General features: G+C 61.7%; 22 protein-coding genes and 1 tRNA gene. 5 read left to right on the top strand and 18 right to left on the bottom strand.

Translation table 11 applies throughout. The annotated features are described in order from the left end of the window. Positions 1 to 2 precede the first annotated feature (2 nt). The 16 genes from AC1ZV1_RS01390 to AC1ZV1_RS01465 all read right to left on the bottom strand — a co-directional run bounded on the left by AC1ZV1_RS01390 (position 3) and on the right by AC1ZV1_RS01465 (position 14791). Positions 3 to 2573: a GAP1-N1 domain-containing protein gene (locus tag AC1ZV1_RS01390; protein WP_484295206.1), complete on the bottom strand. Its 2571-nt coding sequence runs from the start codon at positions 2571 to 2573 to the stop codon at positions 3 to 5. After that, positions 2509 to 3339, bottom strand: coding sequence for a TRAFAC clade GTPase domain-containing protein (locus tag AC1ZV1_RS01395; protein ID WP_484295207.1), 831 nt, complete (start codon positions 3337 to 3339; stop codon positions 2509 to 2511). Before AC1ZV1_RS01395 ends, AC1ZV1_RS01390 begins: the two co-directional genes overlap by 65 nt. Continuing rightward, on the bottom strand, positions 3336 to 4298 hold the full coding sequence (locus AC1ZV1_RS01400; protein WP_484295208.1) for a TRAFAC clade GTPase domain-containing protein: 963 nt from the start codon (positions 4296 to 4298) through the stop codon (positions 3336 to 3338). Before AC1ZV1_RS01400 ends, AC1ZV1_RS01395 begins: the two co-directional genes overlap by 4 nt. A 5-nt stretch (positions 4299 to 4303) precedes the next feature. Then, positions 4304 to 5647 carry a GTPase-associated system all-helical protein GASH gene (locus AC1ZV1_RS01405; RefSeq protein WP_484295209.1) on the bottom strand — a complete coding sequence of 448 codons (1344 nt, stop codon included), beginning with the start codon at positions 5645 to 5647 and terminating at the stop codon, positions 4304 to 4306. A 295-nt stretch (positions 5648 to 5942) separates the two neighbouring features. Further along, a complete protein-coding gene (locus AC1ZV1_RS01410) occupies positions 5943 to 6269 on the bottom strand; it encodes a hypothetical protein (RefSeq protein WP_484295210.1) in 327 nt (108 codons plus the stop codon). After that, complete coding sequence (locus AC1ZV1_RS01415) at positions 6269 to 7102, bottom strand: hypothetical protein (protein WP_484295211.1); 834 nt, start codon at positions 7100 to 7102, stop codon at positions 6269 to 6271. Before AC1ZV1_RS01415 ends, AC1ZV1_RS01410 begins: the two co-directional genes overlap by 1 nt. A 92-nt stretch (positions 7103 to 7194) precedes the next feature. Further along, the gene (locus tag AC1ZV1_RS01420; protein WP_484295212.1) at positions 7195 to 10062 is read right to left on the bottom strand and encodes a DUF927 domain-containing protein; all 2868 of its coding nucleotides are present in this window, start codon (positions 10060 to 10062) and stop codon (positions 7195 to 7197) included. Further along, positions 10059 to 10331 carry a DUF3077 domain-containing protein gene (locus AC1ZV1_RS01425; RefSeq protein WP_484295213.1) on the bottom strand — a complete coding sequence of 91 codons (273 nt, stop codon included), beginning with the start codon at positions 10329 to 10331 and terminating at the stop codon, positions 10059 to 10061. Before AC1ZV1_RS01425 ends, AC1ZV1_RS01420 begins: the two co-directional genes overlap by 4 nt. Next, positions 10328 to 10762 carry a hypothetical protein gene (locus AC1ZV1_RS01430; protein ID WP_484295214.1) on the bottom strand — a complete coding sequence of 145 codons (435 nt, stop codon included), beginning with the start codon at positions 10760 to 10762 and terminating at the stop codon, positions 10328 to 10330. The genes AC1ZV1_RS01425 and AC1ZV1_RS01430 overlap by 4 nt, the downstream gene beginning before the upstream one ends. After that, positions 10759 to 10923 carry a hypothetical protein gene (locus AC1ZV1_RS01435; RefSeq protein WP_484295215.1) on the bottom strand — a complete coding sequence of 55 codons (165 nt, stop codon included), beginning with the start codon at positions 10921 to 10923 and terminating at the stop codon, positions 10759 to 10761. Before AC1ZV1_RS01435 ends, AC1ZV1_RS01430 begins: the two co-directional genes overlap by 4 nt. A gap of 393 nt (positions 10924 to 11316) precedes the next feature. Continuing rightward, positions 11317 to 11655: a hypothetical protein gene (locus AC1ZV1_RS01440; RefSeq protein WP_484295216.1), complete on the bottom strand. Its 339-nt coding sequence runs from the start codon at positions 11653 to 11655 to the stop codon at positions 11317 to 11319. Next, positions 11652 to 11921: a helix-turn-helix transcriptional regulator gene (locus tag AC1ZV1_RS01445; protein ID WP_484295217.1), complete on the bottom strand. Its 270-nt coding sequence runs from the start codon at positions 11919 to 11921 to the stop codon at positions 11652 to 11654. Before AC1ZV1_RS01445 ends, AC1ZV1_RS01440 begins: the two co-directional genes overlap by 4 nt. Positions 11922 to 11931: 10 nt before the next feature. Further along, positions 11932 to 12165 (bottom strand): helix-turn-helix domain-containing protein, encoded by a 234-nt coding sequence (locus AC1ZV1_RS01450; protein WP_484295218.1) that lies wholly within the window; start codon positions 12163 to 12165, stop codon positions 11932 to 11934. A gap of 110 nt (positions 12166 to 12275) precedes the next feature. Then, positions 12276 to 13031, bottom strand: a complete 756-nt coding sequence (locus tag AC1ZV1_RS01455) for a hypothetical protein (RefSeq protein ID WP_484295219.1) — start codon at positions 13029 to 13031, stop codon at positions 12276 to 12278. A 281-nt stretch (positions 13032 to 13312) separates the two neighbouring features. Beyond that, positions 13313 to 14548, bottom strand: coding sequence for a tyrosine-type recombinase/integrase (locus AC1ZV1_RS01460; RefSeq protein WP_484295220.1), 1236 nt, complete (start codon positions 14546 to 14548; stop codon positions 13313 to 13315). 166 nt (positions 14549 to 14714) lie between these two features. Further along, a tRNA-Arg gene (locus AC1ZV1_RS01465) sits at positions 14715 to 14791 on the bottom strand. A gap of 656 nt (positions 14792 to 15447) precedes the next feature. Between AC1ZV1_RS01465 and gabD the strand changes: the two genes are divergently transcribed. From gabD to AC1ZV1_RS01480, 3 genes are all read left to right on the top strand, one after another. After that, positions 15448 to 16899, top strand: a complete 1452-nt coding sequence (gabD, locus tag AC1ZV1_RS01470) for an NADP-dependent succinate-semialdehyde dehydrogenase (RefSeq protein WP_088415861.1) — start codon at positions 15448 to 15450, stop codon at positions 16897 to 16899. Positions 16900 to 17100: 201 nt separating this feature from the next. Further along, positions 17101 to 18381 carry a 4-aminobutyrate--2-oxoglutarate transaminase gene (gabT, locus tag AC1ZV1_RS01475; protein ID WP_484295221.1) on the top strand — a complete coding sequence of 427 codons (1281 nt, stop codon included), beginning with the start codon at positions 17101 to 17103 and terminating at the stop codon, positions 18379 to 18381. Between the two features lie 234 nt (positions 18382 to 18615). Then, on the top strand, positions 18616 to 19812 hold the full coding sequence (locus AC1ZV1_RS01480) for an HDOD domain-containing protein (protein WP_484295222.1): 1197 nt from the start codon (positions 18616 to 18618) through the stop codon (positions 19810 to 19812). Positions 19813 to 19816: 4 nt separating this feature from the next. On the opposite strand, the gene AC1ZV1_RS01485 is transcribed toward AC1ZV1_RS01480, so the two are convergent. Both AC1ZV1_RS01485 and argH read right to left on the bottom strand, forming a co-directional pair. Beyond that, entirely contained in the window at positions 19817 to 20530 is a 714-nt protein-coding gene (locus AC1ZV1_RS01485; protein WP_484295223.1) for a hypothetical protein, read from the bottom strand. A 12-nt stretch (positions 20531 to 20542) separates the two neighbouring features. Continuing rightward, positions 20543 to 21937, bottom strand: coding sequence for an argininosuccinate lyase (gene argH, locus AC1ZV1_RS01490; protein WP_484295224.1), 1395 nt, complete (start codon positions 21935 to 21937; stop codon positions 20543 to 20545). A gap of 233 nt (positions 21938 to 22170) precedes the next feature. On the opposite strand from argH, the gene AC1ZV1_RS01495 reads away from it, so the two are divergent. Then, a complete protein-coding gene (locus AC1ZV1_RS01495; RefSeq protein WP_484295225.1) occupies positions 22171 to 23241 on the top strand; it encodes a sensor histidine kinase in 1071 nt (356 codons plus the stop codon). A 4-nt stretch (positions 23242 to 23245) separates the two neighbouring features. After that, positions 23246 to 23992: an alginate biosynthesis regulator AlgR gene (gene algR / locus AC1ZV1_RS01500; RefSeq protein ID WP_017521347.1), complete on the top strand. Its 747-nt coding sequence runs from the start codon at positions 23246 to 23248 to the stop codon at positions 23990 to 23992. Positions 23993 to 24082 lie beyond the last annotated feature (90 nt).

A 24082-nucleotide genomic window follows, 5' to 3' on the forward strand; every position in this document is an offset into this window, starting at 1 on the left:
GGTTAGTTGGATTTAAACTCGGGGTCGTCTGCAAAGTAGCGTAATCCTTGGTTGTTCTCATAGTCACGCAACATTTCACTTAGAACGTAACTAATTCGGGGGCTACCACCATGGCGTATGCGGCTCAGCGCGGTTTGCCAGCGAGAGCGTCCGTTGCCGACCCAAGTTAGATCTGCTGCCATGCCACCAGATCTTTCCCAGAGTCCGTCGTGGTCGGGGCCAGTTGGGTAAAGCTCAGAGGCTAACTCCAGAAGAGCATCCCATTTCTCAGCAGCACTAACTGGGCTTAATCCTAAGAAGACTCGATCTAATAGCCGTAGAAGTGAAGTGCAGACACGTAGCGCTGGCCGAACGTCCTCGCGTCCTCTGCGTAATGCCTTCAATAATTCTTCAGAAACGCTGCGCCAGCGATGCTGTAGCGCGAGCGCTCCTATTTCCTGAGCATCCGAGCTTGGTAGCGGGGAAGTTTGAGCGATAGCAGTGGCCAGCCAACTGCGGAAGCGCACTTCGGGGAAATCGCCCAAACTCTTCACCAGACGTACTGCGCGTCCTACACTCCCTTTCGCCATGCGCATAAGTGCTTTGTCGAACTCATGACTGCTTAGTACCGTATCGCGCAGAATTGGCTCAACTGCCTTAATTTCTAGGCCATCTTCAGCGCCTCGGATCAATGCCTGCGCGGTGGTATTAAGGAGGTTGTCTTTGATCGACTTCGGAAGTTTCGACCATAGCTCTGATCGCCTAGGGAAGGTGGAGAGATTGCCGACAGGTGTTTTTGCTAGATGAGAAACTAGCTCCAAACTCTCATCGACACCATCCAGAAAGTCGGTAAGAACTAGATCGAACGCCGAACGAGGATTGCTGGGGCCGTGCCAAGCCTCCAGATTTGTTTCGAGTGCCATCGACCAGATCGTGCGAGTACGGTTAGTCGATGTATCAACTGAGGCGAGAAGCTCAGGATTTTTTGCTACGTTATGAGCGGCTAATGGGATGAGTCGCGGGTCATCGATATTCAGCGCGCACTCCAAAATTTGAGCTGGAGTCGCCCACCGGAGAGCGCAGTTGATGCCTTCGCTTGAGGTGAGCGGCTCTGCACGAGCTTGCATACGCACCGCTTCAATTGGTGGGTAGGAAGCTGCAGCTGCGGCACCGTATAGTTGATACATACCGTTTTTCAGGGCGTGATCAAGAATCGGCTTCGCGGCGTCACAATCTAAGGACCGAGGAGCGACTTGAACTAGGCGCTTTTCAGTCGCAGTGTCTATGCCCAGATGCATCCAGATCAGCTCAGTGAGTGCTGGTATCGCCTTTGCCCATCGCCATAAGGCCAAAGAAAATTCAGCCGCACTTCCAATGGCGGCCCTCTTAAGCCCCTCCAAGATAGCCTGGCGCCATGCTTCCTCCACCTGGTTGGTTTCCACCGCATCGGCCAAAACACCCATAAAAACCGCATCGTAAGTGGCGGGATATGAGCTATTGGCCAAACGTTGTGTTAGCGCGCTCCACACCTCGTGAGCCTGAGCGAAGCCCTGCAATTTCAGGTTTCGCATTTGGAGCGCGTCATTAGGAGTCGAGTGCTCAAGCTGAAGTATCAAGCGACAAACAAGACCGCTCTTGCCTTTCTCCCCACACGTTGGAAGGGGGGAAAGATGCTCTGTCAGGCGAACTGCAGCTAGGGTGTTACCAAATAGATCGGGTTCTAGCTCAGCAAAGCGATATGCCTGCTCAAGCAACTGCAAGTCACCGAAGCTAGTGAGTTCGGCACCAATCGCCTCCGCGAACACGCGAAGTGGTTTGCCAGTTTCATCGCCGCAAAGCATTCCAGATGCTAGGGATTTTGGCGCACTTACAAAGTGTTCAAGGATGCGATGCCCCCGCCAGCGAACGGCTAGAGTGGAGGGGGTGCAGACTATAGCTGGCACTGGGGTCTCCACGAGATCTCCTGGGCCGAAGCTCAGTCGGAAGCTGAAGTCTCGACGAATGGCGGGCCAGAGATGCCACCACAGGGAGGCGATAAGGGAGTCGAAGTCTTCAAGCCCAACATGAACGACGGGCCCCTTCGAGTCTCGCGCGACAAGTGCCGCCGCTGTTGCCGGTAGCTCTATCATCGTTGCTGGCGGCGACACGTCTGGGATTAAACTGAGCGTTGACAGCCTTTCAGGCGCGATGGGTTCGGTAATCAGAAGACTAAAGAACGGCCGAAGGTCTTCTACGTTAATGATGAGGTCGAGTGGCAGGATCAGAGCGTGCGAGAGCACCATGCCGGCACGCGTGGCGCTTGGGTCTCGAAATGTGCGGGCTAGTACGTAGCTTGTTCCAAAAGAAAAGCCCGAAACATAAGGAGACCACTCCACGCCAGGTGGCGCGGTATCCGGTAGATCGAGACGCGATGCGAGTGCGAGAGCCAGCGACCTATCGCCGCTCGCTTCCCTCAGTCCATGGCCGCTTTTTACCTCTCCGTATACCGCCTGCTCGACGACTATCACTTCTTGAATCCTTGCTAGGTGATCAATCAAAGCTGTCGAGGATTTGCACGACGGGTAAGGTAAGATCAGTCGAATGTGAACCGTCATACTGCACTACATAGCCAAACTCTTCTGGCCCTCGGCAGACATAATCAACATCACGATCATGGGGCCCAAGAGGGCGCTCTAGGGCAGACAACCCTAGGATGATTGGATGCTTCCAGTTCGATCGAATAAACGCGGACAGCATTGGTAAACGTGTCTCAAGAGCCGTGGTCGGCTCACCACTAAAACCGAGCTCGTCCCAGCAGCTCAGAAGGACGCACAGCCTAGGCTGATCAAGTGGGCGATCTGTCACGGCGCCTACAAATCGCAGCATCTGCAAGAGCTCTATTAGGCGAGCTTGATCGGAGATATGCACTTCTCCGCTTTCCGCCGACTTTCCATGAAGTTCGCTCAGCGGGCGTGTGAAAATATCGTCACCAGTCCGTGTCTGTTGTAGCCGGACTAGCAGCAACCACGCCTTCGACGTGCGAATACGCTCCAGCCAAGCGTTAGGCACTCGCCGTGAGGAAATCATGGTCTTGATCTGCTCACCGCCATAGTCAGGCCAAACAAGGTTTATTTTCCTGCCTTCGCGATCTTCAACCGGCCAAATGCTATCGACGTAGGTGGTAGTTGCCGTGTGGTCGGCTGCCCTGCCTTCATTGAGAGCTTCGAGGGCCGCTTCGAAGGGCTCCAGATTGGTGGCTGCACCGTTCATTCGGAGTTGACCGTCGCCCTTCATTAGGCGCTGGAGCAATTGGGCGCCGTAATGGGTTTTTCCGACACCACTCTCACCGATAAGCAGGATGGAGTTACCGGCGATGTTCATAGTGACCCATTCCCATACATGAAAAGCGGATCCTCGCGGCCGCCAACCGGAGGTGGGAGTGAAAGTCGGGCGCGTCGAACCTCTAATACCCACTGCAACAGCTCTATCAAGCCCAGGCCTTCCCCGCTCATTGCAGCATCACTTGACACCACGCTCGTTGCGAACTCGACCGTATCAGGCATTAGCGCTTTAACCGCGTCTCGCACAGCAGTCTCAATCTCCGTTGAAATGGCCACGTCCGACTTGGTCCAGACGAGCGCGACCGGTTGGCCTCGCCGTTCATCTGCCAAGCGTCGGGCGAGCAGCCGCAGAGAGTTACGTGCAGAGCCCATGCTCTCACCGGACAAAGCCTCCCGGTCGGCGACGATAAGAAAAATATCGGCACGGTCAGCAACCCAGCGGGCGCCTACTCCTTCCGTCGAATCTCGGTTGATCGCCCATTTTTGAAACCACTCACCAGGCGCGTCCGTGAACAGATAGTCTGTCGACTGTGCTTCGTTGGCGTTCCAGAAAGACAAATGGAGCAAGCCAGGTGCACGACCATTGCGGCTGGAAGTATGGGGCGGGAAGCCGGGTGGCTGTCCGGGCGCCCAACGCATGGACTCGGATACTGCTTCCCAGCCAGCGAGAGAGTACGAACCGGCAAAAGCGCGGTTAGGAATTTGGATGGCGCCGCGCCCTAGGAGCAGATACCAGGCGCCGAGAAGTGTAGTTTTACCCGCGTTTTGCGGACCGGCGACCCCAACGATAAATGGGCGAGCGCGTCCCGAGACAAAACCAAGGTCTGCTAGGCCGAGGGCACTGCCAGACCATGGAAGAAGCAACTCGGCGGTTACTTCCTGTTCAGCGGCGGTCGTTTGGGCCTTGTTGCACCATTGAGGGCATTGCGAAAGATCCGCATGACCCAGGTCGCAGCCAATATCGGGTACAAAACAGGAGTGACGCTTGCACTGTTGCATGCGTTTTAAGCCTTTCGTGAACGGCGCGTCGGTTTCGCATCTTCCATGGTGGCGCGGGCAGCCTGTAGCTCCCGGAACACCCATGTTGCCCAGCCTGGTAGTGTGAGTTCCGCATCAACTGGAACACCGGTCAAACGACGAAACTCGGTCGCGGAGCGAGCTGCGGGTGCATCGGGATGAGCAATTAGCGCCAAGATAGGACCTCGTCCATCGGGAGGGCCGACAGCCTCGGCAGCGGCGCTGCGAAGTCCAGCTAAGCTAGCGTGTGACTGCGCTTCAGTTACCAAGTCGCCAATCGAAAAAAGCTCATTCGGTTCGATGGAGGGTAGGTTTACGACGGTTTCGAAGAGAAAGGCAGACACACTGGCAGGGGATAGCGTCGGTACTTGCAGATGTAGGTCGAAGGCCATTTGCGCGGCGGCAGCGGAGGGTGGCAGGTCGCGGTAGCTCACTCGTGCGCTGGGGGAGAAGAGTGCTTCTTTCCACCAAAGTAGAGCAGTGCGTCGCTGTAGGCCGACTGTCGCACCGCTCACCGCTTTGAGTGCAGAATCAACGTAGTCTGTGACATTTGTCGCGAGGACTCGGAAGGGTTCATTCAAGCTCGCATGTTCGACGCTCGTTTTGCCGACGACGGCATCAATTACATCGGCAACCGCATCGGCCATTCGGTTGCCGAGCTCGGTAACCCACTGTTGGGCATTGTGTTGCGGCCAATTGGGATTACCATTTGTCGCTACATTATTCCCTTGCTGCGGATCGTAGTACTGGGGGCCTGCCGCAGCCCAAATTCCTTTCTTAAGGAAGTCACGATTGACACGACTGGTCTTGACAGTCGCCGCTCCAATTTCCGGCACACTGAAGTTGAGAGGGGGGGCAGTGATCGAGGCGGGGGTCGCCCACTCGATTTCAGCTCGCGCATCCACACGTTTCTCAACTGCTATTACAGCGTCTGTCCAGATGCCCTGCTCGTCGCCTGCCGTAATGAAAGGCAGCGTGTTACGAGCCGAGGTCACGAAGGCGACCCCGATATTCTCGTCGTTGTCTGCAGCTCTCGTCAGCGCATCGAGCAGCATTGCGCGAACAACGTTGATTGGCGTCCCTGAGAATGTATTGCTATAGGTTGCCCATCGGCTCTTCAGCGCTTCTAGGGCCTCACGGACCACGGGATCATCAACGGGGGCGTGCGGATCGAAGGCGACCAACGAGTATGCGGTGGCTTTCGTAGGATTTTTTTTCAGAAAACCAGCCAAATCGACCGCTGTAGCCTGGAGCTTTTCGAGCTTGGCGTCATCACCGCCAACATCGATTAAGCCGTGGCTTAAGAAACGGAGAAGAACGTTATCAGTCATTTTCAGCTCCAATGTCCCTTTGGCATACCCGTCTGAGTAGAGTTGCGCTCCTGGCAACCTTGTATCCAGTACTCCTGGTCTTGTCTAGATGCGCCGAGTTTTAGGTGTGGTCTAGGCGGCCGACTGGAGCTTCGTGGACTTAGCCCAACGATCTAAAGACTCATAGAGTGCGCGTTATTGGCGCGCGATGAAGCTGAAGGAGGCGCCATTTATCTTCGGGGCGGAGCTTGATGGAGCGAGAGATGCGTTAAGTTAAAAGGCCGCCGGCGCGTCGACCGGCGGCATCAAGAGGGAGCTACTTCGGCCAGGCCTTGTACTTGTCGGCAAGCGCCAACCTGCCAACATCTTCCATTGCCCACCCTTCGAAGACATCCATTTGCTGGGCATCCACTGGGCGTCCAGTTAACTGCTTAACCACTTCGTACACCCGGTCGCCGTAGTGGGCCGCCAGCACTCCACTGGCCCAGTCTGCCCGTTCCTCAGTGGAGAAGGGACGCACGATGCCACGCTCTTCCGCTAGTCCTTCCCAACAAACCACCGCCCACACGATGACATATCCGTTCTGCCTTTCGAATCCATTGCGGAGGCACTTGGCTACCCTGGCCCGGTAATCACTGGCCATTAACCTTTCCTCTGCGCTGCTCGCAGCAGAGCTTCGAAATCAACAATCCCTGCACCAGGTGCGAAGCGGGGGACTTTTACTTGCGACAGGGGATAGCGTGTGTCTAGCCCAGCCAACTTGGCGCCGACCTTAGCGAGTTCATCCGCGAGCCTGTCCCACTCTGCTCCGTATTTTGCCCACCGCCCAGCCTTTACCCTTGCTCGTGCTGCCGCAAGGTCTTGTTCTGCCTGCGTGGATTCCTGGCGGAGGGCTTCACTCTCCGCCTCTAGAGCGGCCAACAGGCTGACGTTGTTTGCGGCAGTTTGGCTGGCATGTTGGCCCGCTTCCCGGGCACCTTGCATTGCCGCTTGGGCTGCTGCTGCAGCCGTGGCATCTCCAGCAGCAGTGGCTTTGGCGAGGGCTTGCACTGCGCTTTGCAGTCCTTCACTCGCCAAGTCTTCAGCAGTCTGTTGCTCCTGCTTGATTTGCTCCACATGCTTTCGCACCCGTTGACTGCTGCGATTCAGCCGCGCGCACTTCTGGTCGCATTCAGCAACCAGCTGTTGAGCCGCCGCGATATCTGCGTCTGCATTGACTACCCGGTCCGCGTGAGCGAGCCACTGGTTTAGCCAATCGAGTCGCCTTTCAAGCATCGCAACCTCAGAATCGGCCTCCATTCGTGCCGCCTCTGCCACTTGCTTATCGAGAGTAGCGACGACGTTACCGAGATGGTTGTGTGTGATTGGGGCATCCCTTTCCACCTGCTCCAGCCTGGGCAGTTGTTCGCGCAGCTTCTCCAACCTTGCGACTACGCTGGCCATTTCTGCCTGGTGATCTTTCATCTGTTGTTTCATGTGGTGTACTCCCAAATTTGATTGATACTTGCAGTTAGCGGGCTGGCTAGGCCCGATAGGCGCCGGCACCCCCAGCCGCTATGCGGCTCTCCTTAGGCCGCAGCGGTGAAGAGTGCGGCGTTGTCCACCACATAGGCCCGAGTGCTACCCATCCCAGGGAGCGTTACGACTTGCGCGGCGCGCGAATCCATTCCCTGCAGAAGGATCCCCTTGGCCTGGAGCACCCGATTGACGGTGCGGAGGTTCATCCCCTTGAACACTTCGTCCTTCCACGCCATTGCCAGGAAGTAGTAAGTAACCCGGGTGTACTCACCGCCAGCTTCGCCGTGTGTAACGGTCCGTCGAAACCCGAGCCGGTCAGCCGTGCGAGGCGCGTGGTCATCTACCTTGGCCGCGAAACCCTCCCAGCGTGTGAACCGGCTTTCACCGAAGCGCTCCACCATCAGCCGGAGGCGCTCAATGATCGCCGCCCCCTCTAGGTTTCCAGCGCCGCCGCGTTCATCCATCCAGGCGGATAGGCAGGCTCTGGCCGCTGTGGTGGCGGTCCCCGGGGGCCAGCCCGTTACGTCCATCGCAGTGGCCAGTTCGCCGGCTGCGGCGGCCAGGGCGAAGCGCGCAGCGGCGCGTTGTGCCTGACCGCTGGCCTCGCTGGGGAGGGCATCGCTTACGAACCTATCCACCGTGCTCCGCACTACCGCGACATAGCCACGGAGTTTCCCTGGCTCACACAGGGCCTGCAGGAAGGCCAGGGCAGGGGTTCCGTAGTACTGCCCCACCCTTGCCTTGAGGGCATCGGACAGCGCGGCCGCTTCCTCGAAACCGTGGAGAGCCTCGAACAAGCCCAGGCCCTTGCCTGCATCCGCAGGGATGGCGAGCATCCGCACTTCCATTCCTGCCTTGAGTTCCTTGTGTGCCTCCGCCATGTGCTGGGCGAGCGTCTTCTCACCCGTGGAGAGGAAGAGCAAACGCCATTCCTGCACCTGCTTTCCCGCTTGGCCGCGATCATTGGCCCGCGCCTTGCCAGTGCCATTGCCGAGCATGTACACCGTTTCGCCAATGATTCGCCCATCGCACATGCCGATTTCATCAAGCACGAGCAGCCCGTCCGAGTGGGCAGCTGCGATGGACTCCAATGCGTTGTCCGTAGATCGCCAGGACCGGACCAAGCGTGGCCCCCCGTACACTGAGGCGGCCACTTGCAGGTGCGTGGTTTTGCCCCCGGAGCTATCGCCGTAGAGGTGGAACCCCCCCGACTCCGCGCCCAGCAACTGGAGCAGCGGCCCCGCGAAAGCTACGCACACGACGAACGCCAGTCGGTTGTTGTCCACGCACAGAGCGCCTATCTGGCGCTGCCATTGCTCCAAGGTACCGGCTTGGCCAATGGGTGGTAGCTGTGCCCCTGCTTCGTAGAAGTGCAGGTGCTCACCGCTCTGGCCGATCTGCCGATCCGGCAACAGGTAGGCATCGCCATGCCAGCCCAGGCTCGTCACTAGACGCGCCCGCTCCTGGCTCTCATACCCTTGCAGGTAGCCTTGCAGGTCGTTGCGAGCATTACGTGCCGTGCGGACCGGAGCGAGCCGTAGACCCATATCAACCAGTGGTCCGAGCACCTCCTTTCCGAAGTCGCCTGCCATCGCGCGCGCAGGGATATTCAGCCGCTTGCGGTCGCCGTCCGGGTCATCGAACTCAACCAGTAGACCCCAGCTCTGGCCTTTGTCGTCTCGCGTTCTGGCCATGATTTCCAGGCGGGAGCACACGGGCCGCGCCTCCCCATCCTCGCCCATGTAGAACACTCCGTCCGGAGTCACTCGGAATCCGGACGGAGCCGTCCTCTCTGCCGGCGGGCTCTTGGGCTTGCTCGCCTTCGCTTGAGTAGCTTCGGCGGGCGCTGGAGTAGCGGGGATGAATAGTTCGCCCGTGCTCTCTAGGGCGGCCAGGTGCTCGGCTGTCCAGCCCTTGGCAATGGCGTCCGCAGCGTCGTCACCTTCCGCCCACTCACCGTCCTGGGTGAAGGTAGCCGCCCTGCCATCGAGGTGGGGGCGCTGGCTGAGCGCCGCCATCGCAACAGTCCGCACGGAGGCGGCGCCGAGCTGCCGCAAGTGCTCGGCTAGGGCCTTCATGCAGCTGAGGCCCGGGATGTCGTTGTCGGGCCAGCACAGCACATGGCGCCCAGCGAGCGGAGAGAAGTCTGCCTTCTTCCACGAGTTTGTCCCGTTCGGCCAGCAGGTGGAGACGTAGCCGGGCAACAGCACAGCGGCGGCGTCCGCCGCCTTCTCGCCCTCGCAGAGCACAACCGGGGCATCTGCGCGGCCGGCCAGCTGCTCCATGTGCAGCAGCGGGCGTGGCTCGCCCAGGCCCTGCCAGCGCCATTGGTGGGCACCACCTTGGTCCGCACACCAGGTCAACGGAGCGAAGACCTTGCGGCGCGCCGCGCCATCGTCCGGCGCCAGGTCGAAGCGGTAGAGCACCATCAAGGGCTGACCCTGTTGGTCTTTGTAGACCCACTCTGCGGATGGCGTACCGTGCTGCCTGTGTTTGGTGGGCACCTTCTGCATTGCGTCAGCGGGCACCGGCTGGACAGGAGTCCACTCCGGTGGCTTGGCTCTGGCGGGCTCGGCCGGCGCAGCCCCACTGCTGGCAGTGATGCTCAGGAAATCAGCCAGCTTGTTGCACGCATCTACCTGGCTGCAGCCTTCCACGTACTGCACCAAGTCAATCAGGTCGCCGCCCTTGTCGCCCGTGGCGAAATCGGCCCAGGTGCCTTTTGCCAGATTCACCTTGAGCGATCCGGCATGTTTGTCCGCGCGGGTCGGGTTGGGGGCGGTGTACTCCTTGTTGCCGTCGACGCGCTTGCCTCCCGGAAGCCAGCGAGCGAGAACTCGCTCGATTGCCTGCAGGGCAGCGCGCTTAACCTCGGCAAAGGTCGGGTGCCTGGGCTTGTCGTTGCGAGGCTTCGTCATTGGCTTTGCCCCGCTTTGAGCAACCCTTCGGTAGCGGAGTCAACCAGGGCCTTGGCCATATCCGCCAGGTAGTGGGCCGCATACGCCTCCGACGTATCACCCCCTTCCTCGCCGATAGTTCCGCTCAGGTCGCTGATTGTGGCCAGGAAGCAGGAGGCCAGCTCCAGGGCGGCGACGGCCGAAAGCCCTGGATTGACCGAGAACATCGGCGCCCCGTCGGTGGAGAAGCAGCCAACTCGCTTGGTGCTGGCGCGATTGCGGAGGCTCATTGCGCACCCCCTTGGTAGTGGGCGAGCGACACGGCGTCCTTTGCATCACACAGTGCTTCGTGGATATGAGCGATGGACCTTTGCTGCACGCCCGGCGCCACACCATTCACGGGTGCGCTCATCAAGAGACACGCCAGCACCTGAGCCCGCTCCAGAGCCAGGGTGGCGTCGTCGTAAGCGTCACCCCCCGAGCGGCCACCAACTGACGAAACGGTTGGGGATTTCAGCCGCGATCCGAAGTCCTCAACGGCTACATCTAGGACGTTGTCCCACTCATCTGCCATGCCCTTACCGATCAGTGCCAGGCCGGCGGCATCATCGCTGCCCAGCTTACTAATGGCTGCGAACAGGTCACGGAGCCGGCCCATGACACACCGCGCGGCGCAGAGCTGATCGGTCGCATCGCGCATATCTTGGAGGGTGATGCTCATTGCGCACCCCCGACCAACTCCAGGCTGCGGGCCTGGGCCATGTGGTGGTTGTAGCGAGCGAGGCGGGTGGACAGGCTGGAGTTTGCGCGGAGGGCAGCCAACGCCATTGCTTTGTGTGCGGCGGCGCGAGCGGACGGATTGAGGGCGTGCGAGTGTTTCATGGGTATAGCTCCAATTTCGTCGTAGGAGCTGCCACGAACCGTCGCCAAACGGTGGGAGGTGGCAGCTGTGCGCAGGTTGGCGAACCGGGGAAATTGGAACCCGGCAGACCCGAAGGTCTCCCACGCACAGCCGCCACCATAGAGCGACATTGCAGGCACAAAAAAAGCGCCAGCAATGGTCTTGGGGGCGCTTGTGCGCCAATTTCATTCTCGGGTCGCCAAACCCGGCCACGGGATTTACCGTGACGACGGCAGCGTAGCGCGCCGGCCGGCGTCGTGCAAGCGCGATGGCTTGCGGGTGGATGAAGTGGGGCATAGACTGGCCTCTCAGTTCGTTGGTCGCGGGCTGATCGAGTTCGAACGCCTCCGGTTACAGCCGGGGGCGTTTTCGTTTCAGTGCAAGGTGTCGGGGCGATGGAGTTGCAACCAGGCGAGGTGCTGGCCACGCATGGAGTTGTCGTGCATCTGTTGCAGGGCTGCCGGGTTGACCAGCAGGTTGGGGACCAACTGCACCGCGTCCCGGACAAGCACGTCTGCTGGTGGCTCAATAGCGAGCAGCACCCACTCCAAGGTGGGCCAGAGCAGAAGCAGGACTTGGGCCCCTTCGGCGATGGCACGATCACGGAGCGCCCGGAGCTGCTGGCGTCCTTGCACCGCAAGGGGCGGCAGGAGTGCAGCGGCATCGTCGTCCGTCGCATCGAGGGCGTTGTGCGGCAGGAAAATCGGCGTCATGCGGCATCCCTCCCGCGAGCTGCGATTCGCGCGCGCACCCAGTCTTGAACTTCGCTCAATACCCAGGCCACAGGGGCTCCTCGGGCGTTGCTGTCGCTGAGTTTCACTGGCAGCGGGAAACCGCTTTCCTTCTGCTGCATCAGCTTGTAGATGGTCGGCCGCGCCAAGCCGACGATGGCGACCACCTGGGCGATGCGAATGAGCGTCGCCGAAGGGTCGGCCAGCAACTGGCCGAGGGTAGGGGATTGCTGTTTCTTCTGGCTCATTGGCGCTCCCTCACCGACCGCTGGCCAATATGCGGCGGCTTTCGAGCCAGGCAGCAACGTCTTGTCGGCGGTAGCGCACCCGGGTGCCGACCTTCACGTAGGGCAAGGGGTTGCGGCTGGAGCTGCGCCAAGCGGCGAGCGTGCGGTGGGAGAGGCCGAGTGCCGCCGCCACCTGATCGGGTGTGAGCAGGTCTGTGGGGCTGAGTGGAAGCTCCCCTGCGGAGTGTTGTGCTTGCGTAGTCATATAGCGTTACCCGTGGTCGTGGATGGACACGGCGCTAACGCTATGGCATGGCTCGATGGCCGCCGATCTTCGCTTTACTTTTTCGCTTAGTTGACAGGTGGGTTAACTGGTTAATCGTTGAGGCTCAGGCCGATGCGCCGCAAGACCGCGCCCATAGCAGGCTTCGAAAGAGACTGGCCGGTTTCACGCATCTGCCATGCGCGAAGTTTGCTGTTTAGATTGTGCAGCCGAGTTCCGGTCCGGAACATCTCCAGAGCCTTTTCCCGGATCGTGTCATCTCTAGGGCCAACGCCGTCCAGGCCGAGACGAGCGAGCCCGCCCCGAATCCCATCCGCTTTCGCCGTGGCGCGCCTCGCCCCATCGCGCGCGCTTTCGCCCAGTTCGTCGCAAGCCTGCAAGGCATCATCCGGAACATTCAAGGAAACTGCCGCTGCCGGGAGGTATTCAGCAATGGTCTCTAGGTGCAGGCTGAACATCTCCAGGGATGATAGTTCGTCCTCCTGATCGCCTCCCAGAACGGAAGATAGAGCGCCCAGGGCCCGCAAGCCGCAACCCAACGCGAAGGCCATGATGGTCTCCATGTCAGTAGCAGACGGGACTTTGCTGAACTGCCTGAGGCTGTTAGGCAGGAATCGTACCGAGTAACTATCGACCAACTGGAAGATGGCGTCGTTGTGGTCATACGCAGCGCTCGCCAGTGCCGGGCCAGCCTCGCCCGATAGCCAGGGGCGAATCGAACCGAGCAGGGCCAGCACGGCGTCCACCTGATCTGCGTAACGAGGGAAGCGGGGCAGCGACTCTAGTCTGGCCCTGATGACTTCAATCGGCATCCCGATAGGATTGATCGACTGGGTATCCAGCAGCATTCCATTTTCCATAGTTGCCCCTTGCCCCTGGATTGGCCCGGCGTAGATCGCGGGCAATTGCGCGGAGTTCAGCTGTATAGAGCGGCCAACAGGGAGGGGCGAGCGCTTTCGGCTCATCTCATGAGTCACTACACAAACTGGCGAAAAACACCTTTGTGTTATGGCTCTTTCCATTTGTGTGGCCTTCCTGCAGGCCTAGTGGCACTGGGTCGGGCAAGGGCTCAATTACACAAGTTACTCAAATTACACCGGCTTCTTTAGGGTATCGAATATGCCATGCCCTAGCCGGCTATGCCGAAATTGCCCTGCACCACGTTATCCCGCTCTAGTTCATCCAGGTGGTCGGCGTACCACTGCATCATGGTCCTGCGCTGCTCAATGTAGATCGCCTTGTTGTAGACGCCGGCTACCCCGTCCTCGACGTGAGATAGCTGAGCCTCCACATGTTCCTTGGCGAATCCACGTTCTCGGAGTGTGGTTGCGGCGATGTGCCGGAATCCGTGGCCAGTTTGTCTGCCTTCATACCCCATGCGCCGCAGCGCCATATTGAACGCCATGTTACTGCGGGGCTTGGTGCGGTCGTTGCGTCCCGGGAAGAGCAGAGGGTAAGCGCCTGTCATGACCTGGAGTTGTTCCAGGGCGGCGAGGGCCTGGCGTGACAGCGGAACAGTATGAGGCCGGCGCTTCTTCATGCGATCTGCAGGGATATGCCAGAGGCCAGAATCTATGTCGAACTCTTCCCAGCGGGCTTCGCGCAGTTCGCTGGGGCGTACTCCGGTGAGCATTAGTAGGCGCAGGCCAAGCCGAACATCGTGGGCATGCGGGTAGGCAGCGACGGCCCGCAGGAGGGAGGGAAGTTCCTGGGCACTGACGTGGGCGTAGTTCTCTGCAGGCTTGCTCTGCAGGAAGCGGCTCAGGCCGTCCAACGGGTTTTGGACGGCGCGACCGGTGACGCGGGCCAGATCATAGATTTCCTTGCAGGATCGGCGTACCCGCCCCATCTGCTCGATGATGCCCTTCTGCTCCATGCCCTTGAAGAACTCCATCCACTCGATGGGCAGTATCTCGGTATACAGACGCTTGCCAAAAACGGGAAAGGCATGCAGCTCCAAGGCTCCGACGGTGCGTTTGGCGGTGTTCTCCGCCCAGCCAGGTAGACGGATCGCGATCCACTCCCGGGCCAGTGCTTCGAAGGTGCTGTTGGCTGCCTTCAGCTCAGAAACCTTGCGGGCGTGCTTGGTCGCGAGGGGGCTTTTCCCGTCCGCAGCATCAGCGCGCAGTTCTGTAGCCTTCTGCCTTGCAACCGATCCGCTGACTTCGGGATAGCTGCCCAGGCCGAGCCAGGACCATTTCCCGTCCGGTTTCTTGTAACGGAAGTTCCAGGACTTCTGCCCGTTGGGTTTTACTCGGAAGTACAGGCCGTTGCCGTCCAGCTCCCTGTAAGGGGTGCTCTCAGATTCCAGGCTGGCCAGGGTTGTGTCCGCTAGGGGGCGCCGCTTGATCTCGCTCCGTTTCATCCTTGTACACCGCTGGTTCGAAGTTTCTTCAGGTGTACACGCTGGTGTACACGGCGGTCAAGGCTAGGGAGAGATAAGAAGAGACAGGCAGAAACAAGAAAGCCCGCACAGGGCGGGCTTTTCAGGGTGTTTCATAGACTGTCGGAGACAGCGCGAAACAGGTAGATGGCGCACCAGGCGGGATTCGAACCCACGACCCCTGCCTTCGGAGGGCAGTACTCTATCCAGCTGAGCTACTGGTGCGTATGCCGCGGCTGGCGCGGCAGGCGGCAATCATACGCATCTCCCGTGCGGGCGTCCAATGCAGGTACGCTCGTTCATGATATCGAACGAATACAGCCGCCTGTCGGTAGAAATCTGCCGAAAACCCGCCGCAACCTGATACCTTCGTTGGCTTTGTCGAACGAGCTATTGCCCTTTGCAGTCGAGGGCCCTAGGATTCGTTTGAGATTTCAAACGCCTCCCCATCACAACAACAGGAGACCGGAGAATTGGCATCACACCAGCCGGCCATCAGCCTGCGGGATGACAGTCTTCCGTTGCACCCACCGCATGTCCCTCGTGACAGGTCTCCGTGCGGCTTCCGTCGATCAGCGTACCGGAAGGTTGTAGGGCAGTCGTACTCCTGGGCCGAGCCCGGGAACCTGTGCGTGATCGCGTTCAATCAGACCGGGCAATGACCCCGGCCTGCGTTTTTTCGTGTCCGCACGCCGAGCGAACTAAGAGCCGTTCGCCTGGCGTCGCCTCATTTGCAGGCGACATTCGTTTCCACCGCCGATACTGATCGGCCGGAGCGAATGAACGGCAGAGACTGTGGTCTCTCCCATCCAGACAACAAGGCAGGCGGGGACTCGAGGTAGACCCGCCGTCCACAGGCTTTCCTCGAAAGGAGACAGGTCATGCAACTCAATGATGCCAAGCTGTTCCGCCAACAGGCTTACATTGACGGTTCCTGGGTCGACGCCGATAACGGCAAGACCATCAACGTGAACAACCCGGCCACCAACGAGATCATCGGTACCGTGCCGAAGATGGGCGCTGACGAAACCCGTCGTGCCATCGAAGCTGCCGACAAGGCCCTGCCGGCCTGGCGTGCGCTGACCGCCAAGGAGCGCGCCAACAAGCTGCGCAAGTGGTTCGACCTGATGATCGCCAACCAGGACGACCTGGCTCGCCTGATGACCATCGAGCAGGGCAAGCCGCTGGCCGAAGCCAAGGGCGAGATCGCCTACGCTGCCTCCTTCCTCGAGTGGTTCGGCGAAGAAGCCAAGCGCATCTACGGCGACACCATTCCGGGCCACCAGCCCGACAAGCGCATCATCGTGATCAAGCAGCCCATCGGCGTGACCGCGGCCATCACCCCGTGGAACTTCCCGTCCGCGATGATCACCCGCAAAGCCGGCCCGGCCCTGGCCGCTGGCTGCACCATGGTGCTCAAGCCCGCTTCGCAGACGCCGTACTCCGCCCTGGCCCTGGCCGAACTGGCCGAGCGCGCCGGTATTCCGAAGGGCGTGTTCAGCGTCGTCACCGGCAGCGCCGGCGAAGTCGGCGGTGAGCTGACCAGCAACCCGATCGTGCGCAAGCTGACCTTCACCGGCTCCACCGAGATCGGTCGCCAGCTGATGGCCGAATGCGCCAAGGACATCAAGAAAGTGTCCCTGGAACTGGGCGGCAACGCGCCGTTCATCGTCTTCGACGATGCCGATCTGGACGCCGCCGTCGAAGGCGCGCTGATTTCCAAGTACCGCAACAACGGCCAGACCTGCGTCTGCGCCAACCGCCTGTATGTGCAGGACGGCGTATACGACGCCTTCGTCGAGAAGCTGAAGGCCGCCGTGGCCAAGCTGAACATCGGCAACGGCCTGGAGCAGGGTGTCACCACCGGCCCGCTGATCGATTCCAAGGCGGTTGCCAAGGTCGAAGAGCACATTGCCGACGCCGTTTCCAAGGGCGCCAAGGTCCTCACCGGCGGCAAACCGCACGCCCTGGGTGGCACCTTCTTCGAGCCGACCATTCTGGTCGACGTACCGAAGTCCGCCCTGGTGTCCAAGGACGAGACCTTCGGCCCGCTGGCGCCGGTGTTCCGCTTCAAGGACGAGGCTGAAGTCATCGCCATGTCCAACGACACCGAGTTCGGCCTGGCGTCGTACTTCTACGCCCGCGATCTGGCCCGCGTCTTCCGCGTTGCCGAGCAGCTCGAGTACGGCATGGTGGGTATCAACACCGGCTTGATCTCCAACGAAGTCGCGCCGTTCGGTGGCATCAAGGCCTCCGGCCTGGGTCGCGAAGGTTCGAAGTACGGCATCGAGGACTACCTCGAAGTCAAATACCTCTGCCTCGGCGGTATCTGATCCGTTTTTTCCGTGGGCGCGAGGTGGCAGGCAAGAGCTGACAGCCACCTTCGCGTCGGCGTTTTCCGGTGGTAGCACCGGACAACCCGTCCGGCGGGCCGCAAGTGCCGCGACAGTCGATCATCGTATGCTGTCGTGTGTGGCTTCTCCCCGCTTTCATCCTTTGATCCGGTCGCCCGATGAGCGGCCACTGAGGAAGCTATGAGCAAAACCAACGAATCCCTGCTGCAACGTCGTCAGGCCGCCGTACCGCGCGGTGTCGGCCAGATCCACCCGGTCGTCGCCGAGCGCGCCGAGAACTCCACCGTGTGGGACGTCGAAGGTCGTGAGTACATCGACTTCGCCGGCGGCATTGCCGTACTGAACACCGGTCACCTGCACCCGAAAGTGATCGCCGCCGTTCAGGAGCAACTGACCAAGCTGTCCCATACCTGCTTCCAGGTGCTGGCGTACGAGCCCTACATCGAGCTGGCCGAAGAGATCGCCAAGCGCGTTCCGGGCAACTTCCCGAAGAAGACCCTGCTGGTCACCTCCGGCTCCGAAGCCGTTGAAAACGCCGTCAAGATCGCCCGTGCCGCCACCGGCCGCGCTGGCGTGATCGCCTTCACCGGCGCCTACCACGGCCGTACCATGATGACCCTGGGCCTGACCGGCAAGGTCGTTCCGTACTCCGCTGGCATGGGCCTGATGCCGGGCGGCATCTTCCGCGCCCTGGCTCCGTGCGAGCTGCACGGCGTGAGCGAAGACGAGTCGATCGCCAGCATCGAGCGCATCTTCAAGAACGACGCTCAGCCGCGTGACATCGCCGCCATCATCATCGAGCCGGTTCAGGGCGAAGGTGGCTTCTACGTCAACTCGAAGGCCTTCATGCAGCGCCTGCGCGCCCTGTGCGACGAGCACGGCATCCTGCTGATCGCTGACGAAGTGCAGACCGGTGCTGGCCGTACCGGCACCTTCTTCGCCACCGAGCAACTGGGCATCGTCCCGGACCTGACCACCTTCGCCAAGTCCGTTGGCGGTGGTTTCCCGATCTCCGGCGTTGCTGGTAAAGCCGAGATCATGGACGCCATCGCTCCGGGCGGCCTGGGCGGCACCTACGCCGGTAGCCCGATCGCTTGCGCCGCGGCCCTGGCCGTGCTGAAAGTGTTCGACGAAGAGAAGCTGCTGGAGCGTTCGCAAGCCGTTGGCGAAAGCCTGAAAGCCGGTCTGCGCGACATCCAGGCCAAGCACAAGGTGATCGGCGACGTTCGTGGCCTGGGTTCGATGATCGCCATCGAGCTGTTCGAAGGTGGCGATCACAACAAGCCGGCCGCAGAACTGGTCAGCAAGATCGTGGTTCGTGCCCGTGAGAAAGGTCTGATCCTGCTCTCCTGCGGTACCTACTACAACGTGATCCGCTTCCTGATGCCCGTCACCATCCCTGACGCGCAGCTGGAAAAAGGCCTGGCCATCCTGGCCGAGTGCTTCGACGAACTGGCCTGAGCCTCACCGCTCTAACGGTTCAGGAAAAGGCCCGCGCAAGCGGGCCTTTTTTTGTGTGACATTTCTACCGATGTTGATGGCGCGCATGGGAAAGCTTGTGGGCTTTGAACTACGCTGCGCTGTATCCGAAGGCCGTTGGCCGGCGGCATCCGAAGGACCGGGCACTCGACAGGGATGGCTCTGGATCGGTTGTTTCCGCCCGCGACGGTGCGTGTCCCGAACGAGGTGCGGTCCATGAGCGTTTCTCCCGGCGTGCTGATCGCTGCCAGTGATCCCTGGAGTCGCGAACTGCTTGGCCAACTGGTGCTGAGCGTGCGCTGCGATGCGAGCGTCGAATTCTGCGAGGACGGTGACACGGCCATCGAGGCCTGCCGCCGGCACCCGTTCACCCTGATCCTGGCCGAGCGCGAACTGCCTGGCAGTGATGGCCTGGAATTGCTGCGCCACGTGCGTATGCGCCGCCGCGGGCCGGTCGCCCAGCCGTTCATCCTGATCAGCGCCAAGGCCGATGCCGCCAGCGTGCGCGCCGCCTTGCCACTGGCGCCCACGGCTTACCTGGTCAAACCCTTCAACGCTGAGAATCTGCGTGAGCGCTTGCGCTCGCTGTTGCTGGCGCCGGGGGAGAGCGTCGTCTGCGAACTGCCGACCCTGGAGCAGAGTCTGTCGCTGGAGCGCTTCCTGCAGACCGAGCGCGACGCCACCGAAGGCGCGCCGCTGATGGGCGAGGTCGGTGCGGCGGTGAACCGCTGCATGGAGGCGAGCGACATCAACCTGGAGATGCTCGAGCAGGAGTTCGGCCATGATCCGCAGATCACCGCCTGCCTGATCTCCGCCGCCAACAGTGCCGCGCGGCACGTTGGCATGCCTTGCCAGACACTGATGCAGGCGCTGTCGCGTCTGGGTGTGGCGCAGGCGCTGAACCTGATGCTGGCGGTCGCCCTGCAGCGAGCGGCGACCCTGGCCGATCCCTTGCTCAAGGAGCGCGCCGAGCGTTTCTGGGAGCTTTCCCGGCATACCGCCGATGCCGCCTTCGCCCTGGCGGAGTCGCTGGGCGCCGATGCTGACCGTTGCTTCACTGCCGGCCTGCTGCACTGCCTGGGCGACCTTGCGCTGCTGCGCAGCCTGCAGGATTGGCACAGCGCTGGCGGCGCGCTGAGCGAGGCGGAAGTGGACAAGGCCCTGAAGGAGCACGGCGCTGGCTTCGGCTCTGCATTGCGCACCCGCTGGCGCCTGCCACTCGAGCTGCGCAACCTGATTGCCGCGGCCTACGCCATCGACAGTGGCGTGTTCAGCCGCGAGGCGCTGATCGTCAATCTCGCCGCCAGTGCGGCGCGCCTTCCGGAAGAGGAGCTGCCCAGGCTCAGCGACCACAAGGCGGCGCGCATGCTGCAGCTGACACCGGCGCAGCTGGGCTTCCTGGGGCGAACCTGAGCAGTCAGGACGGGGTGTAGTAGTACTTCTTCGCCCAGGCGTACGGCCGCCGCCGCTCGGCGCACCAGGCCGCAAAGTTGCCTTCAGGCTGTGCCGAGTAGGCCTGCCAGTCATCCAGCAGGGCGAAAAGCTGCACGGTTTCTTCGGCCTGGCGCGAGAACGGGCCGGCGTCCGGCGCCTCGTCGATCAGTCGGGCCGCAAGCTCCAGCGCTTCGCGCGCGTCGGCTGGTTCGCCGATGAAGAAGCCTTCGTCGAGATGGTGTGTCGCGTGATCCGCGGCGCCCAGGGCGAAATCGATCAATCGGTAGCGAACAGCGACATCGTCCGGGCCGGCCGCCAGCGCGCGGCGCAGGAGATCGCCATCATTCTGCAGCAGTCCCAGCCAGCGCAGCGGTGCGTGCGTCGTCGGTTCGCTGTCGATCCAGGCTTGCAGTGTCGGGACCAGGAAGCGTGCGAGCAGCGGCTGGGCGAGGAACTGGTGGGCTTCGCGCGTCTGGCTGTGCAGCGTCAGAATCTGCAGGCTCAGCTCGCGGGCTGGCAGGGAATCGGGGGCGGGAGCATGGCGCAGGAAGCCTTCGAGGGCGGCAAACGCCTCGCGACGCACGCCTCGACTGCGGGCGCGGGCGTAATCCGCCAGCGCCTGCAGGCTGGGCAGGCTCGCCAGTTCATCGGCGAGCCGTTCCAGTCCTTCGAAGTTCTCCTGGTTCCAGTAGTGCATGAACCAGTGTGCTTAGCGCGCGGCCAGCAGTTCCTTGCCGCGCACCACGGCGGCGCGGACCTGGTTCGGTGCGGTGCCGCCGATGTGGTCGCGGGCGTTCACCGAGCCTTCCAGGGTCAGCACGGCAAACACGTCGTCGTCGATCTGGTCACTGAACTGGCGCAGCTCGTCCAGGCTCATCTCGGCCAGGTCCTTGCCGCTGTCCACGCCGTACTTCACGGCATGGCCGACGATCTCGTGGCAATCACGGAACGGCAGGCCACGGCGTACGAGGTAGTCGGCCAGGTCGGTGGCGGTGGAGAAGCCGCGGCGGGCCGCTTCGCGCATGATCTCGCGCTTGGGCTTGATCGCCGGAACCATGTCGGCAAAGGCACGCAGGCTGTCGCGCAGGGTGTCCGCGGCGTCGAACAGCGGTTCCTTGTCTTCCTGGTTGTCCTTGTTGTACGCCAGCGGCTGGCCCTTCATCAGGGTCAGCAGCCCGGCGAGGTGGCCGAATACACGGCCGGACTTGCCACGCACCAGCTCCGGTACGTCCGGGTTCTTCTTCTGCGGCATGATCGAAGAGCCGGTGCAGAAGCGGTCGGGCAGGTCGATGAACTGGAACTGAGCGCTGGTCCAGAGCACCAGCTCTTCGGAGAAGCGCGACAGGTGCATCATCGCCACGGCGGCGGCGGCGCAGAATTCGATGGCGAAGTCACGGTCGGACACGCCGTCCAGCGAGTTGCCGGAGATCGCTTCGAATCCCAGCAGTTCGCAGGTGATAGTGCGGTCGATCGGGTAGGTGGTGCCCGCCAGCGCGGCGCTGCCCAGGGGCATGCGGTTGGCGCGCTTGCGGCAGTCCACCAGACGCTCGTAGTCGCGGCTGAGCATCTCGAACCAGGCCAGCAGGTGGTGGCCGAAGGTCACCGGCTGCGCGGTCTGCAGGTGGGTGAAGCCCGGCATGATGGTGTCGGCTTCAGCGTCCGCGAGGCCCAGCAGGCCCTGCTGCAGGCGGGTGATCTCGGCGAGGATCAGGTCGATCTCGTCACGCAGCCACAGGCGGATGTCGGTGGCCACCTGGTCGTTGCGCGAACGGCCGGTGTGCAGTTTCTTGCCGGTGATGCCGATGCGGTCGGTGAGGCGTGCTTCGATGTTCATGTGCACGTCTTCGAGGTCGACGCGCCAGTCGAAGGTGCCGGCTTCGATCTCGCTCTGGATCTGCTTCAGCCCGTCGATGATGGTGTCGCGCTCGGCGTCGGTCAGCACGCCGACCTTGGCCAGCATGGTGGCGTGAGCCATGGAGCCCATGATGTCGTGGCGGTAGAGGCGCTTGTCGAAGTCGACGGAAGCGGTGAAGCGGGCGACAAAGGCATCGACGGGCTCGCTGAAGCGGCCGCCCCAGGACTGGTTGGTCTTCTCTACGCTCATGGATCTCTCTCGCTGGAACGGGCAGGCGCGGCGCGCGGCCTGCATGAAGGGCAAAGTGCGACGATAATAGCAGGCTGAAGCACAAAACCGGCGGCGCTTTGGCGGGTGGCGGCGGGGGAGGGGCGGTGAATCGTCGCGGGGCCCGTGGCCGATCTTTGCGCTGCCCGACAATTCCAGGCTTTTGGTCGCACGCGGCGCTTGCCGCCGTGCAGGCGCTTACGGAAACTGCGTCGATGCCCATACTGACGAAGACCGGCGACAAGCCGGCGCCCAACGAAGACTACTTCATCCCCGAACTCTGCCAGCCCGAAGCGCTGTTCAGCCTGGTGCTGCTCGCCGAATTGCTGGTGCTCGTCCTGGTGCTCGCCGAGCCGATGACACCCAGCTTCAACTGGGTGCGCCTGGCCCTGTCCTCGCTGTTCGTGCAGTGGATCGTGCTGCTCTCGGCCGGCCTGTTGTGCCAGTTGCGGCCGTTCATGGCGCGCTGGCCGGCGTGGTTCTCCGGGCTGCTCAGTTGTGCGCTGGTGGTCCTGCTGACGCTGGGCTGCACCTGGGTGGCGGATTATTTCTCCCTCGGCGGGCCCATGAACCGCACCGGCGAGGTCAACCTCTACCTGCGGCATGCGTTGATTGCGCTCATCATGTCCACGCTGTTGCTACGCTACTTTTATCTACTGAGCCAATGGCGGCGCCAGGAACAGGCCGAGCTGCGGGCGCGGATCGAGTCGCTGCAGGCGCGCATCCGTCCGCATTTCCTGTTCAACAGCCTCAACAGCATTGCCAGCCTGATCGAGGTCGATCCGGGCAAGGCCGAGCTGGCGGTGTTGAATCTTTCGGATCTTTTCCGCGCCAGCCTGGCCAAACCTGGAACATTAATTTCCTGGGGAGAGGAACTTGAGCTGGCCAGACGCTATCTTTCCATTGAGCAGTTCCGTCTTGGCGACCGGTTGCAGATGGACTGGCAGGTGAGCGGCGTACCCGATGGCGTGCCGATTCCCCAACTGACGCTGCAGCCATTGCTAGAGAACTCATTGATTTATGGCATCCAGCCGCGCATCGAAGGCGGTCTGGTGAAAGTTGAGGCGGACTACCGTGACGGTGTGTTCCAGCTCTGCGTGAGCAACCCGTACGACGAGTCGACCGAGACGCTGCCCACGAAGGGGACCAAGCAAGCCCTGCAAAATATTGCGGCGCGACTTGCGGCACTTTTCGGGCCAAAAGCTAGTCTCACCGTCGAGCGCCGTGACGGACGGCACTTCACCTGTCTACGCTATCCATGTGCGCGTCTCATGCAGGAAGCCTGAGCTTATGAATGTCCTGATCGTCGATGACGAACCCCTGGCGCGAGAGCGCCTGGCCCGGCTGGTGGGGCAACTGGACGGCTATCGCGTCCTCGAGCCATCCGCCAGCAACGGCGAAGAAGCGCTGACGCTGATCGACAGCCTGAAGCCGGATATCGTCCTGCTGGATATCCGCATGCCCGGCCTGGACGGGCTTCAGGTGGCCGCCAAGCTGTGCGAGCGCGAAGCCCCGCCGGCGGTGATTTTCTGTACCGCCCATGATGAGTTCGCCCTGGAGGCGTTCCAGGTCAGTGCGGTCGGCTACCTGGTCAAGCCGGTCCGCAGCGAGGACCTGGCTGACGCCCTGAAGAAAGCCTCGCGGCCCAACCGCGTGCAGCTGGCGGCGCTGACCAAGCCTCCTGCCGCCGGTGGCCCCGGCCCGCGCAGTCACATCAGCGCGCGGACGCGAAAAGGCATCGAGCTGATTCCGCTGGAAGACGTGATCTTCTTTATCGCTGACCACAAGTACGTGACCCTGCGCCACGCCGGCGGCGAGGTGTTGCTGGACGAGCCGCTGAAGGCGCTGGAAGACGAGTTCGGTGATCGCTTCGTGCGCATCCACCGCAATGCGCTGGTCTCCCGCGAACGCATCGAGCGCCTGCAGCGCACACCGCTGGGGCACTTCCAGCTCTACCTGAAAGGACTCAACGGCGATGCGCTGACCGTCAGCCGCCGCCATGTCGCCGGTGTCCGGCGACTCATGCATAACCTGTAGCGACACAGTGCCGCAGCGCTTGAAGCCCGGGGGGCGGCCCCCGGGCTTTTCGTTTGCGCGAGCTGTTATCATGCGGGCACTTTCTTGCAC

It is taken from the genome of Pseudomonas sp. BB438, assembly GCF_057180225.1.

Excerpts from the sequence above, each read along its gene's own strand:
- AC1ZV1_RS01390 (WP_484295206.1), bottom strand. The coding sequence starts at position 2,573 with ATGACGGTTCACATTCGACTGATCTTACCTTACCCGTCGTGCAAATCC.
- AC1ZV1_RS01395 (WP_484295207.1), bottom strand. The coding sequence starts at position 3,339 with ATGAACATCGCCGGTAACTCCATCCTGCTTATCGGTGAGAGTGGTGTC.
- AC1ZV1_RS01400 (WP_484295208.1), bottom strand. The coding sequence starts at position 4,298 with ATGCAACAGTGCAAGCGTCACTCCTGTTTTGTACCCGATATTGGCTGC.
- AC1ZV1_RS01405 (WP_484295209.1), bottom strand. The coding sequence starts at position 5,647 with ATGACTGATAACGTTCTTCTCCGTTTCTTAAGCCACGGCTTAATCGAT.
- AC1ZV1_RS01410 (WP_484295210.1), bottom strand. The coding sequence starts at position 6,269 with ATGGCCAGTGATTACCGGGCCAGGGTAGCCAAGTGCCTCCGCAATGGA.
- AC1ZV1_RS01415 (WP_484295211.1), bottom strand. The coding sequence starts at position 7,102 with ATGAAACAACAGATGAAAGATCACCAGGCAGAAATGGCCAGCGTAGTC.
- AC1ZV1_RS01420 (WP_484295212.1), bottom strand. The coding sequence starts at position 10,062 with ATGACGAAGCCTCGCAACGACAAGCCCAGGCACCCGACCTTTGCCGAG.
- AC1ZV1_RS01425 (WP_484295213.1), bottom strand. The coding sequence starts at position 10,331 with ATGAGCCTCCGCAATCGCGCCAGCACCAAGCGAGTTGGCTGCTTCTCC.
- AC1ZV1_RS01430 (WP_484295214.1), bottom strand. The coding sequence starts at position 10,762 with ATGAGCATCACCCTCCAAGATATGCGCGATGCGACCGATCAGCTCTGC.
- AC1ZV1_RS01435 (WP_484295215.1), bottom strand. The coding sequence starts at position 10,923 with ATGAAACACTCGCACGCCCTCAATCCGTCCGCTCGCGCCGCCGCACAC.
- AC1ZV1_RS01440 (WP_484295216.1), bottom strand. The coding sequence starts at position 11,655 with ATGACGCCGATTTTCCTGCCGCACAACGCCCTCGATGCGACGGACGAC.
- AC1ZV1_RS01445 (WP_484295217.1), bottom strand. The coding sequence starts at position 11,921 with ATGAGCCAGAAGAAACAGCAATCCCCTACCCTCGGCCAGTTGCTGGCC.
- AC1ZV1_RS01450 (WP_484295218.1), bottom strand. The coding sequence starts at position 12,165 with ATGACTACGCAAGCACAACACTCCGCAGGGGAGCTTCCACTCAGCCCC.
- AC1ZV1_RS01455 (WP_484295219.1), bottom strand. The coding sequence starts at position 13,031 with ATGCTGCTGGATACCCAGTCGATCAATCCTATCGGGATGCCGATTGAA.
- AC1ZV1_RS01460 (WP_484295220.1), bottom strand. The coding sequence starts at position 14,548 with ATGAAACGGAGCGAGATCAAGCGGCGCCCCCTAGCGGACACAACCCTG.
- gabD (WP_088415861.1), top strand. The coding sequence starts at position 15,448 with ATGCAACTCAATGATGCCAAGCTGTTCCGCCAACAGGCTTACATTGAC.
- gabT (WP_484295221.1), top strand. The coding sequence starts at position 17,101 with ATGAGCAAAACCAACGAATCCCTGCTGCAACGTCGTCAGGCCGCCGTA.
- AC1ZV1_RS01480 (WP_484295222.1), top strand. The coding sequence starts at position 18,616 with ATGAGCGTTTCTCCCGGCGTGCTGATCGCTGCCAGTGATCCCTGGAGT.
- AC1ZV1_RS01485 (WP_484295223.1), bottom strand. The coding sequence starts at position 20,530 with ATGCACTACTGGAACCAGGAGAACTTCGAAGGACTGGAACGGCTCGCC.
- argH (WP_484295224.1), bottom strand. The coding sequence starts at position 21,937 with ATGAGCGTAGAGAAGACCAACCAGTCCTGGGGCGGCCGCTTCAGCGAG.
- AC1ZV1_RS01495 (WP_484295225.1), top strand. The coding sequence starts at position 22,171 with ATGCCCATACTGACGAAGACCGGCGACAAGCCGGCGCCCAACGAAGAC.
- algR (WP_017521347.1), top strand. The coding sequence starts at position 23,246 with ATGAATGTCCTGATCGTCGATGACGAACCCCTGGCGCGAGAGCGCCTG.